The 16,432-nt window shown below is 57.9% G+C and carries 20 protein-coding genes and 1 pseudogene; 2 read left to right on the forward strand and 19 right to left on the reverse strand.

Going from position 1 to position 16,432, the window contains the following annotated elements:
• Positions 1-82: 82 nt before the first annotated feature.
• Positions 83-922 (reverse strand): suppressor of fused domain protein, encoded by an 840-nt coding sequence (locus H8S59_RS20630; protein WP_187522633.1) that lies wholly within the window; start codon positions 920-922, stop codon positions 83-85.
• A 644-nt stretch (positions 923-1,566) separates the two neighbouring features.
• Here H8S59_RS20630 and H8S59_RS20635 point away from each other — a divergent pair.
• Both H8S59_RS20635 and H8S59_RS20640 read left to right on the forward strand, forming a co-directional pair.
• The gene (locus H8S59_RS20635) at positions 1,567-2,388 is read left to right on the forward strand and encodes an alpha/beta fold hydrolase (protein WP_187522634.1); all 822 of its coding nucleotides are present in this window, start codon (positions 1,567-1,569) and stop codon (positions 2,386-2,388) included.
• 470 nt (positions 2,389-2,858) lie between these two features.
• Positions 2,859-3,074 (forward strand): annotated as a pseudogene (locus H8S59_RS20640) (type II toxin-antitoxin system HicB family antitoxin); the annotation flags it as partial.
• Positions 3,075-3,108: 34 nt separating this feature from the next.
• Here H8S59_RS20640 and H8S59_RS20645 read toward each other — a convergent pair.
• From H8S59_RS20645 to H8S59_RS20730, 18 genes are all read right to left on the reverse strand, one after another.
• Positions 3,109-3,603 (reverse strand): lysis system i-spanin subunit Rz, encoded by a 495-nt coding sequence (locus H8S59_RS20645; protein WP_187522635.1) that lies wholly within the window; start codon positions 3,601-3,603, stop codon positions 3,109-3,111.
• A complete protein-coding gene (locus H8S59_RS20650; protein ID WP_187522636.1) occupies positions 3,600-4,037 on the reverse strand; it encodes a cell wall hydrolase in 438 nt (145 codons plus the stop codon). Before H8S59_RS20650 ends, H8S59_RS20645 begins: the two co-directional genes overlap by 4 nt.
• 63 nt (positions 4,038-4,100) lie before the next feature.
• Entirely contained in the window at positions 4,101-4,523 is a 423-nt protein-coding gene (locus tag H8S59_RS20655) for a tail fiber assembly protein (RefSeq protein ID WP_187522637.1), read from the reverse strand.
• Positions 4,524-4,525: 2 nt separating this feature from the next.
• The gene (locus H8S59_RS27395) at positions 4,526-5,050 is read right to left on the reverse strand and encodes a hypothetical protein (RefSeq protein WP_425504593.1); all 525 of its coding nucleotides are present in this window, start codon (positions 5,048-5,050) and stop codon (positions 4,526-4,528) included.
• The gene (locus H8S59_RS20665) at positions 5,050-5,655 is read right to left on the reverse strand and encodes a YmfQ family protein (protein WP_187522638.1); all 606 of its coding nucleotides are present in this window, start codon (positions 5,653-5,655) and stop codon (positions 5,050-5,052) included. The genes H8S59_RS27395 and H8S59_RS20665 overlap by 1 nt, the downstream gene beginning before the upstream one ends.
• Positions 5,646-6,689: a baseplate J/gp47 family protein gene (locus H8S59_RS20670; RefSeq protein WP_187522639.1), complete on the reverse strand. Its 1,044-nt coding sequence runs from the start codon at positions 6,687-6,689 to the stop codon at positions 5,646-5,648. The genes H8S59_RS20665 and H8S59_RS20670 overlap by 10 nt, the downstream gene beginning before the upstream one ends.
• The gene (locus H8S59_RS20675; RefSeq protein ID WP_425504594.1) at positions 6,679-7,074 is read right to left on the reverse strand and encodes a phage GP46 family protein; all 396 of its coding nucleotides are present in this window, start codon (positions 7,072-7,074) and stop codon (positions 6,679-6,681) included. The genes H8S59_RS20670 and H8S59_RS20675 overlap by 11 nt, the downstream gene beginning before the upstream one ends.
• An 8-nt stretch (positions 7,075-7,082) precedes the next feature.
• The gene (locus H8S59_RS20680; RefSeq protein ID WP_187522641.1) at positions 7,083-7,619 is read right to left on the reverse strand and encodes a phage baseplate assembly protein V; all 537 of its coding nucleotides are present in this window, start codon (positions 7,617-7,619) and stop codon (positions 7,083-7,085) included.
• A 42-nt stretch (positions 7,620-7,661) separates the two neighbouring features.
• Positions 7,662-8,705 carry a phage baseplate assembly protein gene (locus H8S59_RS20685; protein WP_187522642.1) on the reverse strand — a complete coding sequence of 348 codons (1,044 nt, stop codon included), beginning with the start codon at positions 8,703-8,705 and terminating at the stop codon, positions 7,662-7,664.
• A gap of 3 nt (positions 8,706-8,708) precedes the next feature.
• Positions 8,709-9,950 carry a DNA circularization protein gene (locus H8S59_RS20690; protein WP_187522643.1) on the reverse strand — a complete coding sequence of 414 codons (1,242 nt, stop codon included), beginning with the start codon at positions 9,948-9,950 and terminating at the stop codon, positions 8,709-8,711.
• A gap of 24 nt (positions 9,951-9,974) precedes the next feature.
• A complete protein-coding gene (locus H8S59_RS20695) occupies positions 9,975-12,128 on the reverse strand; it encodes a phage tail tape measure protein (protein WP_187522644.1) in 2,154 nt (717 codons plus the stop codon).
• A gap of 129 nt (positions 12,129-12,257) precedes the next feature.
• Entirely contained in the window at positions 12,258-12,557 is a 300-nt protein-coding gene (locus H8S59_RS20700) for a phage tail assembly protein (RefSeq protein WP_087264742.1), read from the reverse strand.
• On the reverse strand, positions 12,557-12,904 hold the full coding sequence (locus H8S59_RS20705) for a phage tail tube protein (RefSeq protein ID WP_087264743.1): 348 nt from the start codon (positions 12,902-12,904) through the stop codon (positions 12,557-12,559). The genes H8S59_RS20700 and H8S59_RS20705 overlap by 1 nt, the downstream gene beginning before the upstream one ends.
• Before the next feature lie 61 nt (positions 12,905-12,965).
• Positions 12,966-14,462 (reverse strand): phage tail sheath C-terminal domain-containing protein, encoded by a 1,497-nt coding sequence (locus tag H8S59_RS20710; protein WP_187522645.1) that lies wholly within the window; start codon positions 14,460-14,462, stop codon positions 12,966-12,968.
• Positions 14,459-14,650, reverse strand: coding sequence for a DUF2635 domain-containing protein (locus H8S59_RS20715; RefSeq protein ID WP_122396262.1), 192 nt, complete (start codon positions 14,648-14,650; stop codon positions 14,459-14,461). Before H8S59_RS20715 ends, H8S59_RS20710 begins: the two co-directional genes overlap by 4 nt.
• Positions 14,647-15,237, reverse strand: coding sequence for a phage tail terminator protein (locus H8S59_RS20720; RefSeq protein ID WP_187522646.1), 591 nt, complete (start codon positions 15,235-15,237; stop codon positions 14,647-14,649). The genes H8S59_RS20715 and H8S59_RS20720 overlap by 4 nt, the downstream gene beginning before the upstream one ends.
• A 100-nt stretch (positions 15,238-15,337) precedes the next feature.
• Complete coding sequence (locus H8S59_RS20725; protein WP_238599512.1) at positions 15,338-15,631, reverse strand: phage holin family protein; 294 nt, start codon at positions 15,629-15,631, stop codon at positions 15,338-15,340.
• Positions 15,624-15,992 carry a putative holin gene (locus H8S59_RS20730; protein WP_187522647.1) on the reverse strand — a complete coding sequence of 123 codons (369 nt, stop codon included), beginning with the start codon at positions 15,990-15,992 and terminating at the stop codon, positions 15,624-15,626. The genes H8S59_RS20725 and H8S59_RS20730 overlap by 8 nt, the downstream gene beginning before the upstream one ends.
• Positions 15,993-16,432 lie beyond the last annotated feature (440 nt).

Here is a 16,432-nt window from a genome sequence, read left to right on the forward strand (position 1 = left end):
CTGCCTCGCGATGCTCGTGAGCTCCTGCAGACAAGCATTACAAATCAGATAGTTGTTACAGGCGCAGCCAGCATCGTCAGTTTCACACCACGCTTTCACGATAAAGACTGCTCTTATGCCCAATACCTGCGGCATTCAACCGGCCCACAAGATCCAGACGCGCTTTACCGCCGCCTGAACGCACGTATTCAAGCTCCGAGGCGGTGATTAAAACCACCGGCACCAAACGAACGGGGGAAAGTGGCATGTCATCCAGACGGGTGTTGAAATCCGGTTCAGGGCCGCCCAGCAGAACACCTACCGCATCGTCTTCGGTCACAAAATGCTTGGGCACCTGATCACCGATGTGATGTGAGAGGCTGACCCCAGGCAACTCCAGCGAGAGCACGCCGTATTGGTCCAACTGGTGAGTAACGCCGCCAGCATTGGCTACTGTTGCCGCAACAGTCTGGATCACTTCAAACACCCAACTGCGCTTGAAAGGGTCAACGTCTCCCAACACGCCGCGTGCCTGTTCGGGAATATCAGAGGTCTCCAGAAACAGCTCCATCTCGAAACCATTGCCCGCCTCTTCAGCATCATCAAACGGATCTGACAGACCTTCCGTGGCCAGAATGATGGCGTCGTCGCGCCGAACGATTCGATAAGCCTGACGGGTTGAAGGCCAATACGGTCCGCCTGTGAAGCTGGGGCTGATAATGTGGGCAATGACATCTTTTTCGACGATGCCGACAGATGCCCAGTGACGATCAAGACACTCCTCACTCGCTAAACGAGCAGCCTGATTCGCAATGTCGGCTTCGGTCTCAACAGGGTCGTCGAAAGTCTCAGGATCAGTTGGCTCAGCGGATTGCCCGGCAGGTTGAACGACCTCCGGCTCTGGTTTTTTCTGTGAACCAAAAAGTTTCTTGAAGAAATTCATGTGCACTCCTTGCTGGATGCGAATCGCTGATTGTCCGGGAACCGATGAGGCCATGCCCCCTGCGACGCTTGGAACGCTTAAACAGTGGAAGGTTGCGGGATCAACTGCTATGGAGACTTAAGCAATAAAGCCTGGCAGATGTTCGCTGCGCTAGTACTGCGTTGCAATCCAGCATCTTGCTGGCGCACCGGTGCAGCAGACAACAGCACATACGTTACATCGGTATTTCGCAATACGCGGTCAACTCAACGACTAGAACACTCATGGCAACGGATGCCCCCAGCCCCGTAAATGCGCTCCCCATGGGGTCGTGGGCCCAATCCGAAACCATCAGTACACACCATTGAGGCAGCCGCGAATGCGAAATGAGCCGTCGGATTCTTCCAGGCATTCGTAACTGACTCTGTTAATGCTCACGCGTTGAGCTAACGTCTTTAGCTGACTCTCGTGCAATGCCGAGAGCTGGAGGTTATGTGTCTGATACTCACAACACCCAAGCCGATTCCCCAACGAGTTCACGCAGGCAAGTGCTCAAAGTTGGCGCCACAGCGCTGGCCGTAGGCTCACTCTCGGCAATGGCGTTGGGCAGCAATAGCGCCGCTCAAGCGGCAACTTCAGCCCCTACTGGAAAAGGACATAACGACATGACAAGTTTCACGACCAGCGACGGTACTGAAATTTTCTACAAGGACTGGGGCACCGGTCAGCCCATCGTTTTCCACCACGGCTGGCCGCTCAGTTCCGATGACTGGGACGCGCAGATGCTGTTCTTCGTGTCCAAGGGCTATCGCGTGATCGCTCACGACCGTCGTGGTCATGGCCGCTCAACCCAGACCGCTAAAGGCAACGAAATGGACACCTACGCCGCCGACGTATCTGCGCTGGTGACCCACCTGAAACTCAAGGACGCCGTGCACATCGGCCACTCCACAGGCGGCGGTGAAGTCGCTCGCTACGTTGCGCAACACGGTGCTGGCCGCGTGGCCAAAGCAGTCTTGATCGGCGCGGTGCCACCGATCATGGTCAAGTCAGAGAAGAATCCGGGCGGTCTGCCGATAGACGTGTTCGACGGCTTCCGCGCAGCCCTGGCAGCCAATCGTGCCCAGTTCTACAAGGAAGTGCCGATCCCGTTCTACGGCTACAACCGCGACGGCGCCAAAGTCTCCGAAGGCATCAAAGACAACTGGTGGCGCCAAGGGATGATGGGCGGCGCCAAAGCCCATTACGACTGCATCAAGGCCTTCTCGGAAACCGACTTCACCGAAGACCTGAAAAAAATCACCGTGCCTGTGCTGATCCTGCACGGCGATGACGACCAGATCGTGCCGATTGCCGACTCGGCCGAACTGGCCATCAAGCTGGTGAAAAACGGCACACTGAAAGTCTACAAAGGCTATCCGCACGGGATGTGCACGACCCACCCTGAAGTGATCAACGAAGATCTGCTGGCGTTTATCAAAGGCTGATGGGTTTTGAGTTGAACTCAATCCTGCAGGAGCTCACCGAGTTTACGATGTGAGCCCTACGGGGTGAGATGCCTAGCTGTATTTCAGGCGATACACAGGGTGCGGATGTACCCTTCGCGAACAAGTTCGCTCCTACCCCATCCAGCATTCACGCGCTCTTTCTGGCCAGCCTCGGTAGGACCGAATTCATTCGGGAGGGCTGTATGCCAGGTGATACACAGGGTGCGGATGTACCCTTCGCGAACAAGCTCGCTCCTACCCCATCCAGCATTCATGCGCTCTTTCTGGCCAGCCTCGGTAGGACCGAATTCATTCGGGAGGGCTGTATTTCAGGTGATACACAGGGTGCGGATGTATACCCTTCGCGAACAAGTTCGCTCCTACCCCATCCAGCATTCATGCGCTCTTTCTGGACAGCCTCGGTAGGACCGAATTCATTCGGGAGGGCTGTATGTCAGGTGATACACAGGGTGCATATCGCAAATCCGGATTACGCAGGCGGGATATGGGCAGTAGTTGAGTTCGACGTGACGCCCTATTTCGGCAAAGCGGTCCGATTCAACGCAACCCTCCCGGAAAATTTGTTGATGCGCATTGATGATCGCGTGAAGAACGATCACCGCTATGCATCACGCTCTAGTTTTCTTGCGGCTGCGGCACTTAAGGAATTGCGGTGCGAACACTAGGGACGAACCCGGCATGCAAAGGCAAAAGGATCAATTAACCGGCCCGCCCCAGACAGACCGTCTCAACGTACTCCTGCAACGCACTCAATTGGCGGATGGCGTCATCTCCGTCGACGCCGGTATGGAGAATTCTTTCTGCAACCGCCGGGTCAAGTTGGGCTCGACTTTCTTCATCAGGCTGGCCGGTGGCGCGGGTGGCGGTTCGCACTGCGGGGCAACGGGCGTTGACGTACACCCGCTGAGCACCATTAGCGACAGCAGTAAGCATGGCATCATTTTTTTCATCGGCACGGGCCTGTTCCTGAGTATGACGGGTGTCCAGATCGAGCAGCAGTTTCTGGGTTTTCTTGCGTGATTCATTGGCAGCGGTGAGTTGGCGAACCTTCTCTCGTCCGGCATCACGCTCAAGCGCAACGACGTTGCGGTCGGTCGTTACGTTGTCCAGCCGTACAGCCAGATAGGCACTGGAGATCAGCAGCGCCAGGACTATCCAGTCCGTTAGGGGAATCCATTTGAAAAGCGCGCTCATGGCACATCCTTGAAGAAAATATGACGACCCAGTTTGAGTGTCCGCCTGGCCATTGACGCCCAGGCCGGAGCCTTTGGCATGCTGGTGGCGTAGTAATGAGTCGCGCCACCGGTTGGATCAGATTGCTCGCCCACGATGACCGCCGAAGCAGCCTGCGAAGCCAGCGCGAACTGCGCGACAGGAATAGGTTTCCTGTCGCTCAGGAAGGGGTAATTCGGGTCGTTGCGATTCCAGCAACTGAACTGATAAGGCGCACGGCATACCCCTTCATAGCCCTCCCCCCACCAGTCCGGTTTGCCGTCGTCGTGCAAATCCATTTCCACCCGGTTACGGATGGTCCAGCCAACGGCGATCATCCCCGCCAAGCCTTCACCGCGAGCCTCACCCCAGAGTGTGCGGGCGAGGGTGTCGCGGTCTTTTTCAGAGAACGCCATAGTGCTTCCTCCAGACAAAAAAATACCTGCTCAGGGCAGGTCAGCTTTACTAAATGGGAAGACTCAGGGTTGTTCCGGCCAGACAGGTAACGGATTGTTGAGCAACACCCGGTTTACTGCGACTCGATACTGTTTCCAGCTCTTCAGCAAGGCAATATCCTCATCCTTTGCATCCTCAAGATCCAAAGCATCCTGTAAAGGAGCAATGGCCAGAGTAGCGATCCCAAGTAAGCGGTCGCGCTCCGAGGAATTGGTGATTAGAACCTCTTCAGGTGAAGGAGCAGGCGGATCGACCCAGACCGGCTCACCAGCGCTATTTGCACCTAACTGTTTGCCGGGCGGCGCGCTGACTTTCCAGTACAGGGTTGCCAAAGGGTCAACCAGCAGCTTGGCATCGGTCGGCCAAGAGCCAGCCTCTTCATACAAAGCCTGATCTTCCGCTGGGTAAAATCCGAGAGTACTGGCACTGAAAAATACGTTAGTCATACCTAAACCCCTACGGCCATCCAGAAAATAGTATTAACAGAAGAAGAGAACGCGAACGTCGCGCCGGTGTTCGTCCGCCCGCCCACAGCTACGGTGCGGCCTGCGCTACCGCCATCCACTGGAAAGGCAATTCGGCAACCGATGGTGTAAGCGGCAGCAAACGTAACGGCAACGGAGGTACCGCCACCGACATTTGCAGAGCCCCAGTTGATGATGAGGAACCTCATGACCCCAGCGGACTTGTCCCGGAATGGAACTTTGACGTAGTCATTTTCTCCCGTACCGCCAGTACCAAGGCTCGACAGGAAAGCACCTGTTTGCAGAGATCTGATAGCAGCCAGAAGCTGGGTGTTGGTTGCCTCATTGGGTACCAGTCCCGCCGCAATGATAGTGTTCAAAATCTCTTCGGTTAACGCGTTCCCCCACGCCGCCGGTATTAATGAGCCAATTTGCCCGGTCATCGTGTTCTCATCTACAAACTTGCCGCTTACCAAGCCGACATTCGGTACACTTTTTGGAAAATCCATTATTCATTTACCCCGTAATTTATAAATTCAAGCGCATGCGCTGGCGCTGCGCGGCGGATGACGCACTCAAGTGCACCACTGGGGTTAATCCCAAATCGCTCCCCCCAGTAACTTGCTGCAAAACGACGCCCCAAACGTCGCCGCGGGCCTGTATTCAACGTCCACATGAACTGCGCGGACCAGGTACCAAAATGAGTCTGGTCAAAGCGGGCAGCACCGAAACGTGGAGCGCGATGTTCAGTTACCGAGGCTTGCAGATACCCCACCGAGATCGCCAGCTGCACGAAGAACGCGGGCGATTGCCCGCCCATTTCTGTAAGGCGACGCCTGACGGCCAGTTGCCGGTCTTCGAAGGTGGGATTCACGCCCAGGCATGGGTCGGGCAAACCCATGACTTGCTCCCAGTCCGGGACAAGTTCGCGTACCCGGTTTGGATCGCTTTCACCCAACAGGTCGGAAAGACGCAGGTCTTCGCGGGCCAGCTCGAGGGACCCGGCTTCGAGCAGTTGATGGATTTCCGGCACCCGTTCTGCATCCCACGCTGGCCCCTGCGGCAGCAGTGCCTTGAGCTGGGCGTAATACGCAGCGGCTGTTCTTATCGCCATAAGATGCCTCCAAAAGTGGGCAGCTCATTGGCGCCGGGTTGCACATTGCCGAGTGGCGCAAAAAGGGTGTGATCCTTTTCGCCTGCCGCGCCGCTGATGGCTTCGGCGATGTGGCTGCCGAGCAGCACAACGCCGAGATCGGCTTCGCGGCTGTGCAGGTCAATCAGCGCCTCTTCCACAGCAGCGCGAATCGCCCCGCTGTCGGGCGTCAGTTTGATTTCGTACTGGATCGGCAACTCGACCGGCGCCAACACTCGTACTTCTGCAGTCACCGGGCGCATCGACTCGATGTACTCATAGACGCGCTGCAACTGTTCGGCGTTGGGGATCGGATCGATATCGCCGTCTCGCACCACGAACAAGCCGACCGTGCCCGGCCCCATCCAATGCCTGCGCACCCAGGCCCGAGTAACGCCGGGCACTTCCAGCGCCCAGGTCACGTAGTCACTCTGATTACCACCATGGGGCACCACCGCATACGAACGCATGACTTTGGCTCGCAGTGCTTCGAGGCTTTCCTGCTCGGTGCCGCCGGTCAGACCGGGCTCAAGCACCACGAAGGTATCGGCGACACCGGCGACTGGCGAAACAGAGGTCAAACGCATCGATGCAGGGGTGTTGCCCAGAATGCCTGGCACGACGGCTTCGAGTTTTACTGAACCGCTCAACCCCGTCAGCGTGACCGACAGCGACACTTTGAACAGCGCACCATCGCCTTCACGTTGCAGCAATGTCCCGGCATCCAGCACCGCGCCCGCCACACCGGTGAAACTGGCAGTGCCCGCTGAACTCACTGCGGGCAGATAGCTGCGCCTGAGCCGCAGCCGTGCCATGCGCAGCAGGTTTTCTTCATCGGCGGTGTCGGGCAGGATCTGTGCGGCGATGTAGTGTTGATGCCCGTAGCGACCATAGGATGCAGCACCGTTGATGCGCGCCAGCACCTCGGCGTCAGAGCGCAGCAGCGCGCTCGAACCGGCCAGATCGCTGCGGGCACGACTGATGAGTTCAGGTAGAGAAGGAGTTTTAAACGGCATTGATCACCAGCCATAAATTATCGAGATAAATTTCCACCGTGGCGCCGCCCATCAAGGCCAGCCTCACCCGCATGTCGAGCCGCTCGGCACCCCGTGTGATGTCGATCAGGACGGCCGAAACCCGGCCGTCATCGAGCATCCATTGCAGTGCTTCACGGGCGTAATCCTGGGCATCGCGTTCGGTCTGCGCGGTGAGGGTGCGGCGACGCAGCAGGTACAACCGTGAGCCGATCTGGTCATCGGTGACCGAAGGAAAACTGTCGCCCCACCAGCCGTAGCGCTCCGGGTCATCGAGCTTGTCGTCCACCCCGGCCCGCCGCCATGTCAGCAGGCTGATAATTGCCGCACGGCGCCAGGCCAGCTCTGTAGTTGCTTCATTGATCACGCTCATGGCTAGCCTCCCGGTACTGGTTTTTTGTCCGAGCCTTCATGCACGTGTGTCACCAGGCTCACGCCCGCAGCGACCTGATCACCCGACGACTCGATCCGCCCGGTGGTGCTGATCAATGGCGTGTCGAAGTTCACTCCGCCACTGGCCTTGACGCTGAAATTTGTGGTTTGCACAGCCACGGAGTCCGTGGCATTGATCTGCAAAGTCAGGGTCTGCAACTCGATGACACGATTGCGTTTGAAGTGGATGAAATCCCCCTCATCGGTGTGCAGCGCCACTTCGCCACTCTTCAGACCGGTCAAACGAAAGCGGCGATCTGAAACACAGATCACCACGCCGTGTGATCGGTCGCCGCCGATAAAAGCGGTCAGGCCCTCCGCGCCGGGATGCGGGTTGGAGGTGTAGCCGTACGGCTCGAAGTGCTCGAGACCGTCCTTCACTTCGTTCGCGGTCAAGGTCATTTGCAGGGACTGAATCGCCCCGGACGGGTTGACCAGATTGACGACTCCGCGGACGAGCGTGTTCAGCAGCTCTCTCATGTCGAAGGCTTCCAGTAGGTAATAAAGTGGGTGAACGATGGTTTACGTGGCTTTGCTCAAGCCTTTGGGCTCAGGCAGAAACGCCTCGATGGGCGCGACCGTAAGGTCTGCAGTGGTGCCGCTTTCCCCGAGGTTGTACTGGATCTGGCTGATCAGCATGTCCTGATCCTCGCCGATCAAAGGGTCGACGATGCGCACGATCATGTTTTCCCGCCACAGGTCACCGTTCGATTGCCGCCAGCCCTGAATCTTGTAGGTGCGGGTCAGCGCTTTGCCCTTGCGACTGGCGCGTTCCCAGTCGGCACGAGATTGAGCGAGTTTCTGGGTCAGTTGGTTCTGTTCATGGATGTGCTTCAGGCGCTTGCGGGGCCGTATATCGTCGAAGGAAAAGGCCTCGACCTGAGCTGCTGCACTGGCGGGTTCTTTGTCCTCCCGCTTGCGCTGGCCAGTCACCCGGTATTCAGAAAATACAGAGGAGTAGTCCAGTTGCGCAGAGCCAGTGAGAATGTTCTTCCCCAGTTCCAGACGGTCAACCGCCCGACCGCGGCTACCGGGAGCAGCAATCACTAAATGCCCCTCGCCGTCATCGGTGGAAAACAGCCGGGAAAGCGTGAGTAACTTGTCGATGGACTCGAACACCGTTTCGCCGGGTGTACTGTGGTGGCTTTCGAGTTTGGCAGTCTGTGTCACCTCACTGAGCACTTTGATCCCATAGGGTTCGGCCAGCGCCTGAACAATGTCCTGCACGCTCTGCTTATTCCACTGAGTAACAGACCCTGTTACCGAGCAATCCACCAGATCCGCCGTCAGCGACCGCCCGGCAATCGAGCGGGTCACGCTGTTGGCGTCGTAGCTGACCGGGGTCGAATAAACGTGCCCCGTCAGCACGAGATCCGCGCCAATGCGAACTTCACAATGGGCGCCTTGCTTGACCTCAACGTCCATGTCCTTGCCCGGCCAGCGCCAGGACACGCCCAACGTGAAAGTGCGCGCCTGCTGCTCAATACCAGCAGTGATACTGACTGTTTTCCAGCCACGGTAATCCGTACCGTCGACGCTGAGCGTGACGATATTTTGCGCGTCCATGGGTTACTCCTGAGCGACTTGAAGGGTCGCCGCTGGCAAAAATCCTGGATGAGAAATGCTGTTACGCGCGACGATTTCATCGCCGCGAGTGGCGTCTGCAAACAGCCGGAAAGCCAGCACCACAGCGGGCACCGATTCTTTGGGCGTCATATCCACGAGGTTTACCCCGGAACGCGCAACGGCGGTCAGGTGTTCCCTCATGCGTTTGCGAACCGCTTCAATGCGCTCGAAGTGCTCGTGATCGGCCACCAATGCTGCTTGCCAAAGCACATCATTCAGGGCGTCACGCAACTGCGTCACGTCAGACGCCACCGGTACTTCTGGACGTGTCACCGGCGTTGCCACCTGCTGCTCAAGACCGGGCCCCCCCGGCAACGCCGCAGGTGCCGCAACCACTGGCATCGCCGAGGCCAGACGGATGGCATCGGCCAGTACCACATCGCGCACCAGTTCACGAGTCGCGGTCACGGTTGCGACCGTCGCCGCGCCTCCTGAAGCGGTTGCCTGACTCGCCAGCCCCAGTGCAGTTTCCACCTTGGTCATGGCCTGGCGTTGCGAAGTTTTGAAGCGGTCAAACTCGCCGGTCATGCTGGAGAATTGCGCGCCCAGCATCGTCGACAGGTTTTCCGGAAAGTTAGCCAGGGTGTCCGCCAACGAAGCCGCCGAACTGACAAAGCCGGTCAACTGACTGAACTCGCGTTGAATCGCCAACTGCACTCCGGCAACGCCGTTTTGCAGCGCCGTCATGCTGATCCGCGCTCTATTGACCATTACCATTGCGCTCTTGTATCGGGCCAATGCCGAATCCAGAAAGCTCTGATTTTCCATTTCGAGCAGCCTGGCCGTATTGGCCACACCAACGGGGTAGCCTTTTTCACCGGCTTCCACGAACGAAAGAGAGAATCTGGCGATGCCGCCTTCCGCCCGTGCCTGTTTGACCTGACAACCCTCAGTTGCAGTCACGGTCATGCGCCCGAACCAAGGGTGAATCAACTCCCCTGAGCCGGGTTGATCGAGTGCATGCAACAGGTTGTCGCGCTGCACAAAGCAATCGTCTCCGATGACAAAAGCCTCGAAGGTTATCGCCCGGGTTTTACGCCCCATGTCTTCGACCAAAGGCCGATCACGCTGGGGATATTCATGCAACTGCGTACGCCGCCCTACTACCGTACTGTCACTGTCGACCCAAAAGCCGACACCACGGAACGAGGCCGACTGCAGGTCATCCCGCCAAGTCTTGCTCATGTCGCTGTCCTTTATTTCGAGAGGCTACTCTTGCGAGAGACTACGTACGCCCACTCGTGGCGATATCGAGAAGCCTGGCTGATTGGTTTGCGAATCACCGACGGTCGTGCCCGGCGGCGCGTTCTGGAACTGCACGGTCAGCGCGCCTTGCAGGTTCATGCGGTTGTTCGCCGCCGCCTGCTGGTTGAGCGACCCGGCCATGATCAGGCTGCCGGGTGCAACGGCTTGCTCAGGTGAGCGCAACAGCGAGGAAGCTGATGCACCGCCTTGTGTGAGGTTGCGTTGGGCTTGTTCGTCGCGGACGATCTGGGCGGCGTTGGTCCTCAGGAACTGGCCAGTGCCGCCGCCGACGCCTGCGTTTGCCTTGCGCTGATCGGCGGCATAATGACTCAACTCATCGGTGGCGCCTTTGATCAGCCCGCCGCCAAACAACGCCATCATGGGTTCAACGATGGTTTTCACTTCTCCCCAAAGCTCATGAAACCAGGTGGCTACCGGTTCCCAGTGTTTCTTGATCAGCTCCAACGGAGACCAGTCAAAAACACCTGCCAGAGAGTCAGTAAACGTTGATGCAAGGTCCATCACCCCGCTCCAGATCGCTCCGAGCGTCTGGGCAACAGGCCCCCAGACTTCGATAACTTTAGCCACGGGTGGCCAGTCAAAAATACCGCGGAGGAAGTTCATGAACGGGGACGTTACCGCCTTGACCACCTCCCAGAGCGCACTGAAATACCCTTTCAACGGCTCCCAGTTCTCAATGATTGCGCCCAACGGCGACCAGGAGAAGATGGTCTTTATCCCTTCCCATGCCACCATTGCTACCGCTTGGATCGTTGTCCAGACCGCCTTGAAAAACGCCGCAACCGATGACCAGTTGGCAATCAACAACCCTGCTGCCAGAGCAATACCGCGAACGATGAGCCCCACGGGATTAGCGCCGATAACAGTGCTCATAACAGCACTGGCCACCGTCGCCGCGACAACCGCCAAACGCAGGAGCGTAAAGCCCGCTGCCGCCCCGGCGATGCTCCTGACCAACCCGGGATTGGCCTCGGTAAACGCCGAGAGCTTACTGATCAACGGCCCGATTGTGCCGAGGAAATCATTAACCGGCGGCAACAAAGCCGTGCCAATGGCGATCCCCAAGCGTGTCGTTTGGTTATCCATCATCTGCAGCCGACTGGCGGTTGTCTGCGCAGTGGCGGCATAAGCGTCCTGTATCGAGCCTGCATACTGCTGACTATTGCCAACCAACTGGAAGTTACGGGACAGCGTGTCTAGATCAGCCAATAGCGGAGCGGCAGATTGATCACCGAACAACTGCGACAGCATCGCGCTTTGCTTGCCTTTCTTTAGCGCATTCAGCTTGGTCAGCACATGACTGATCGTACCTTCGGCATCTGCAGACATGCCTTCAGACACCGCTTGCGCGTCCAGCCCCAATGCCTTGAAAGCTTGCTTTTGGCCCTCGGTTGCGAGAGTGCCTGCGTTCAGCGTTTGCGCAAAATTGCGCATACTGCTCGCGGCCGCTTCTTCGGAAGCGCCGCCCTTGGCGAATACAGCGCCCATTGCGGCGGCCTGCCCCGAACTCAATCCGGACGAACCTGCGGCGGTGACGATCCGGGCCACTTTCCCCGCGTCCACGCCCCCGGCCCGGCCCAACTGAGCGATCTGATCGGCAAGGGCCATGGCTTCAGTCTGGTTTAGTTTGAAGCCGGTGCGCCATGACGCCATCATTGCACCGGACTGTTCCCCGGTCTGATCGAACGCAATGCCCATCTTCAAAGCGTCTTCGGCGAACGCTTTCAATTCCTCTCGGGCAATGCCCGATTTCCCGCCCAACGCAAATACTTGCGCAATACCCGCAGCGGACACCGGCAGCTTTTCCGACAGGTTCAGCACATCCTTGCTCATCGCCTTGAACTGCTCAGGCGTCTGAAAATCAACCACCCGCCTGACGCTGGCCATAGAGTTTTCAAAGGCAATAGCGGCTTTGGCGCCATCAACGAAGGGCTTCATCAGCCCCTCCTTGCCGGTCAAAGTATCCATGAAGGGAATATTGCCCAAGGCGCTCAAGGATTTACTCAGGGTCGATGCTTCTTTCTGCGCGCCTTTGAGCTGGAGCGACAACTGGTCGATACCAGTGATCACCATCGCGACTTGAAGTTTATTAACCATTATTCCCCCGTTGCTCTTCGAGTATTCGAAAGGCATGCCACTCGCTTTCCAGAATTACATCTACAGGTCTTCCCATGAGCACCTCAGGGTCCGACCTCCAGAAGTAAGCGAGGTCGTACACCACACCGATCAGGTCGGCGACGCCACCGAAGCGCTCTGCAGGAAAAAACCGATGATTTTCCACACCAGGCTGTTCAGGTCCGCCAGATCCAGTTGGTTGACTGACCCCGCCGGAATGGCTGCGCACACCGCGATGTATTTGCAGGCCGCTTCGATATCCGCCACCGGCATCGACGAATCGGAAAGCGTGTAAGGCAGCACCTTGATCGCCCGGCATTCTTCAGCCGTCGGGCGACGCAGGTGCAGTTCGGTGAGTTCCTGACCGTGCGCCTTGATGGCGACGGCCAGGGTAAAGGTCTCTTTGCTCATCACTGCCAGTCCCCCGAAATGCCTTCGAACTTCAGGCTGACCTTGCCGTCCTCACTGGTGCTGGTCATGTCATCTACCGCGTAGGCGCCGCTGAGCACGTAAGTGGTGCCGTCGTTGAACTCGGCGGTAACCGTCATGTTGGTGCCGGTCTCGATTTTTGCCCGAGGGAAATCGACGGTACGAATCGCGTCGACCTTGATGAACGGCGTGACTTCATTTTCCTTGAAGTAGCCGACCACGACGGTTTCGCGCTTGACCCGAGACATCGGTACTTCTACCGCGCCCGTGATAACCAGCTGTTCGCCGTCGACCTTGATGTAGCAAGTACCCGCAACTTTCTGACCCATGTGAATCTCCACGAAAAAAGCCCGCACAGGGCGGGCTTGAAATGACGTTTGATTAAGCGGCTCAGGCCGCGTCGGAATACTGCAGACGGAACTGATACAACAGCGCGAACACGCGCAATTGATTAACCAGATCCGGTGGATACAACACGTTCAGGCGATTCGGATTGGTCGCATCGCGCTCAACGATCAGGTTGTCCTTGAAGGCGTCGATGTTCTCGACAATCCCCAGACGCACCAGCTCACCATAAGCAGCGATCAGCTCACCGCGAATCACCTTCGGGGTCACCATGCGCTGGCCGGGGCCGAACTTGGTGCCGTCGTTCGCCAGCTTGTGGCGACCGTATTTGCTGGTGATGCGGGTGCGCAGGAAACGCAGTACATAAGCCGACTGGTGCAGCGGCTCGCTGTCCAGGTACGAGTCATCCGGCTGGTTGTACGCGTTACGCTGATACGTCGTGATCGCCCGCTGGATGCGCATCGCGCTGCCCGAATACTCGAACGTGGCGATGCCGCTGCCCAGCAACGACTGGTATTCATCCAGCATGAAACGGTCGCTGACCGCCGCAGGTTCGATGGCACCCAACTCACCCGACTGGGTCGGGCATGCAGGGTCTGCACTGATGAACACCGCAGTACGTGCGCTGAACTGTGCGGCCACTTCCCATACCGGCTGCGGAATGCTTTTTTCCATGGCGCCGATGGATACCGAAGGGTCATTACGCAGTTTGCCCGCAGCGACCAGGGCACCCAACGTACCGCGCTTGGCACTGTAGACCCGACCGTAGATCTGCTTCGCCCAGGACCAGCGGCCCGAGGTGAAATCCATGGTGGATTTCCAGTAATCCAGTGTTGCAGCGTCGGTCCATGGCTGGCTGATGAACTCGAACGGTTCATCGCCCAGTGCGGCTAGCGCGGCGGCCATCTCCGGTGTACCCACACCACCGGCCATCGCAGCCACAACAACGTCAAGACCGGCTGGCAGTTGCTCGCCATTGGCGGCACCCAGTCGGTTGAAGCTCAACTGGATATCGTTGCCCAACTCACCTTTGAACTTGCTGACCAGGGTCACAACGCCCGCGTCGGCGGTAGCGGTCACCGGCAGATCGGTGGCCGCATTGATGGCGCTCAGCAACGCGGTGGCTGCTTCGGCAGCAGTGGCCAGTTCAGGCACGATGGCACGTACGCGCACGCCGCCCACATAAAGGTTGAGCAGACCGGCAGCCGTGGCGGTACCGGTCAATGTGACCTTGCCTTGGGCATTGGTGCCGGACTCGATCTTGAGTGGCAGGCACCAGACTTCGCCCGCAACATCGATCTTGCGATGCGCGGCGTGCATGGCCCACAACATCGAACCGGCGCCGCCGATGGAGCGCGCTTCGGTGCTGCGCGAAATCAGCACCAGGCGGCCGATGTCTTCACTGGTTGCATCATCGTTGACCTGACCAATGATCAGGCGACGCAGACTGGACGAACCGCTGTTGGCCATCGAGTTATCAAGCTCGGCGTAGAACAGAGGTACACGAAGATCGGATGGAATCTGGCTGAAACCTACAGTCATTTGGCTGCACTCCCTTTGGCTTTGGGCAGGGCTGAAACCGTACCCACGATTACGTCAGCATCATTGATCCGTCGCTGCCAGTAGGCAGTCAGCGGGACTTCGTAGCCCTCGACGGACAGCAGTTCGCCGCCCCGGGCCGGATCCGGAACAGCCCGGCCTTCGGCAGGTTTCACATGTACTCGTTTCACTGGGGTATATCCTCACGGGTTTTGAATTCGAAGCGGCCATCCGGGCCACGATCAGTCAGGTTTTGGTCGACCATGGGGTCAATGAAGTCGATATCCATATCAACTCCCTCGAGCAGTGGCAGGCCATCGTTGACCTGCTCCTGCCACGTTTCTGGAGCCCCGGCCGGGTCACTGCGGCCCAGCATGAACTCGGTGAAAAACCGGAATTGGTACGCAACCCGGTTATCGTCAATCAGCAACATCGAGCTGCCGCTGTACTGCAAAGGATCGTCTTCAGCTTCAGGCTGAAAACCCACCAGAGCTGCCCATAGCTGAACCCGAATGCTGTGAAGTTCCTGAGTCGCGGCCTGGCCGTATTGATCACGGTTAGCCAGCGCCACGTTGACCAGGTATTGCTCACGAACGATGTGCCGGACCACGTTGGTGGTGGATTCCTGAGCGGTATCGCCCGCCGTCAGGACATAGGCCGCGGGCATCGCAAGCTGGTCATCGGTACGGGCGCTGTCCCATTGCAGGCCACCGGCGACCCGCCCTTGAAAACCGGGGCAGCGCTCGCTTATCTGTGCAATCAAAGTTGTTACGTTCATCTCAGAACTCCAGTTTCAGAACTCCAGACACGACAAAGCCCCGCGGACGGGGCTTTGCAGTGGTCGTAAAAAGGTGGCTAATGCGGTCTGGGCACAGGGCTCATTGCCCGATCTTCCAGACTTGCGCCAGATTGCCGTTGCTCTGGTAAACAGAGCCGACAAATACCGCCAGAATCATGACCAGAGGCCAGGCCTGAACAGGCATGACCAGCATGCCTTTGCAGATGTAAACCATCACCGTGCCAGCGCTGACCATGACCAGCCAGGCAAGACAGCTCATGTTGCGGCGGAACCGTGCGCCCTTGCGGCGAAACGTAAAGAGCCGAACAAACAAGCCCATGCACAACCAGAACGTCACCTGGGTGAGCAATGCGCTAATCAAAGGCTTATCCATCCTGACCTCCAGGCTGCCCGGTCTCTAATCTGCCGCGCCGTTTGATGGCTGCCAGCGCTACAGTAACCACCAGCACGGATGCCCCGAATGCGGCGGGCCCTGAATACTTGAAAGGACGAATCCCCCAGAGCTCGAAGTCCACCAAAGCGGGGGCGAACAAGTAACCCATTACGAATGACACCAACAGAAAGACCATCCGTTTCCAGACCGGCATTTCTTCTGTGGTGGTAAAGAACACCAATGCCCCCGCCAATGCCCCGATGGCGGCGAGCGTATCGATGCCTGTCAATAATCCTGCGAAACCCGCACCGGCCGCACCAGCGACCACGACAGATGCGGCCGTGCTCGCTGGCTCGGCCATGCTCATACTCCATTGCTATTCCAGAAGGGAAAAAGAAAACCCCGCCGAAGCGGGGTGGGTGACTGCATGTAGAAGGCCTGATGAAGTGGCTGAAAAAGCCTGCCTGCCGTTGCTGCCTCAGGCGTAAATCTCAGATCGTGCCGCCTTTGTACCTGCCGCCGGAAAGCATGGGAAGAGGCGATTTTGAGGGGGTTCACATGCGACTTGAACGCGACAGGAATGTGACCACAACACGACAAAGTAGCTCGACGAACGGTTGCCAGGTCATCATTTCAGAAGCTCGGCAAATGGATGACACCGCTGTCGCGAAGTAAACAAAAGATCTGTAGGAGCTGCCGAAGGCTGCGATCGCGGTGTACCGGAAGAAATGCTTCGCAGCCTTCGGCAGCTCCTACAGAAAATGCATTTCAATTCAGTATTAGCTGTTGAGCGCAACCACA

Source organism: Pseudomonas folii (assembly GCF_014357575.1).
Taxonomy (GTDB): Bacteria; Pseudomonadota; Gammaproteobacteria; order Pseudomonadales; family Pseudomonadaceae; genus Aquipseudomonas; species Aquipseudomonas folii.

Excerpts from the sequence above, each read along its gene's own strand:
- H8S59_RS20630 (WP_187522633.1), bottom strand. The coding sequence starts at position 922 with ATGAATTTCTTCAAGAAACTTTTTGGTTCACAGAAAAAACCAGAGCCG.
- H8S59_RS20635 (WP_187522634.1), top strand. The coding sequence starts at position 1,567 with ATGACAAGTTTCACGACCAGCGACGGTACTGAAATTTTCTACAAGGAC.
- H8S59_RS20645 (WP_187522635.1), bottom strand. The coding sequence starts at position 3,603 with ATGAGCGCGCTTTTCAAATGGATTCCCCTAACGGACTGGATAGTCCTG.
- H8S59_RS20650 (WP_187522636.1), bottom strand. The coding sequence starts at position 4,037 with ATGGCGTTCTCTGAAAAAGACCGCGACACCCTCGCCCGCACACTCTGG.
- H8S59_RS20655 (WP_187522637.1), bottom strand. The coding sequence starts at position 4,523 with ATGACTAACGTATTTTTCAGTGCCAGTACTCTCGGATTTTACCCAGCG.
- H8S59_RS27395 (WP_425504593.1), bottom strand. The coding sequence starts at position 5,050 with ATGGATTTTCCAAAAAGTGTACCGAATGTCGGCTTGGTAAGCGGCAAG.
- H8S59_RS20665 (WP_187522638.1), bottom strand. The coding sequence starts at position 5,655 with ATGGCGATAAGAACAGCCGCTGCGTATTACGCCCAGCTCAAGGCACTG.
- H8S59_RS20670 (WP_187522639.1), bottom strand. The coding sequence starts at position 6,689 with ATGCCGTTTAAAACTCCTTCTCTACCTGAACTCATCAGTCGTGCCCGC.
- H8S59_RS20680 (WP_187522641.1), bottom strand. The coding sequence starts at position 7,619 with ATGAGAGAGCTGCTGAACACGCTCGTCCGCGGAGTCGTCAATCTGGTC.
- H8S59_RS20685 (WP_187522642.1), bottom strand. The coding sequence starts at position 8,705 with ATGGACGCGCAAAATATCGTCACGCTCAGCGTCGACGGTACGGATTAC.
- H8S59_RS20690 (WP_187522643.1), bottom strand. The coding sequence starts at position 9,950 with ATGAGCAAGACTTGGCGGGATGACCTGCAGTCGGCCTCGTTCCGTGGT.
- H8S59_RS20695 (WP_187522644.1), bottom strand. The coding sequence starts at position 12,128 with ATGGTTAATAAACTTCAAGTCGCGATGGTGATCACTGGTATCGACCAG.
- H8S59_RS20700 (WP_087264742.1), bottom strand. The coding sequence starts at position 12,557 with ATGAGCAAAGAGACCTTTACCCTGGCCGTCGCCATCAAGGCGCACGGT.
- H8S59_RS20705 (WP_087264743.1), bottom strand. The coding sequence starts at position 12,904 with ATGGGTCAGAAAGTTGCGGGTACTTGCTACATCAAGGTCGACGGCGAA.
- H8S59_RS20710 (WP_187522645.1), bottom strand. The coding sequence starts at position 14,462 with ATGACTGTAGGTTTCAGCCAGATTCCATCCGATCTTCGTGTACCTCTG.
- H8S59_RS20720 (WP_187522646.1), bottom strand. The coding sequence starts at position 15,237 with ATGAACGTAACAACTTTGATTGCACAGATAAGCGAGCGCTGCCCCGGT.
- H8S59_RS20725 (WP_238599512.1), bottom strand. The coding sequence starts at position 15,631 with ATGGATAAGCCTTTGATTAGCGCATTGCTCACCCAGGTGACGTTCTGG.
- H8S59_RS20730 (WP_187522647.1), bottom strand. The coding sequence starts at position 15,992 with ATGGCCGAGCCAGCGAGCACGGCCGCATCTGTCGTGGTCGCTGGTGCG.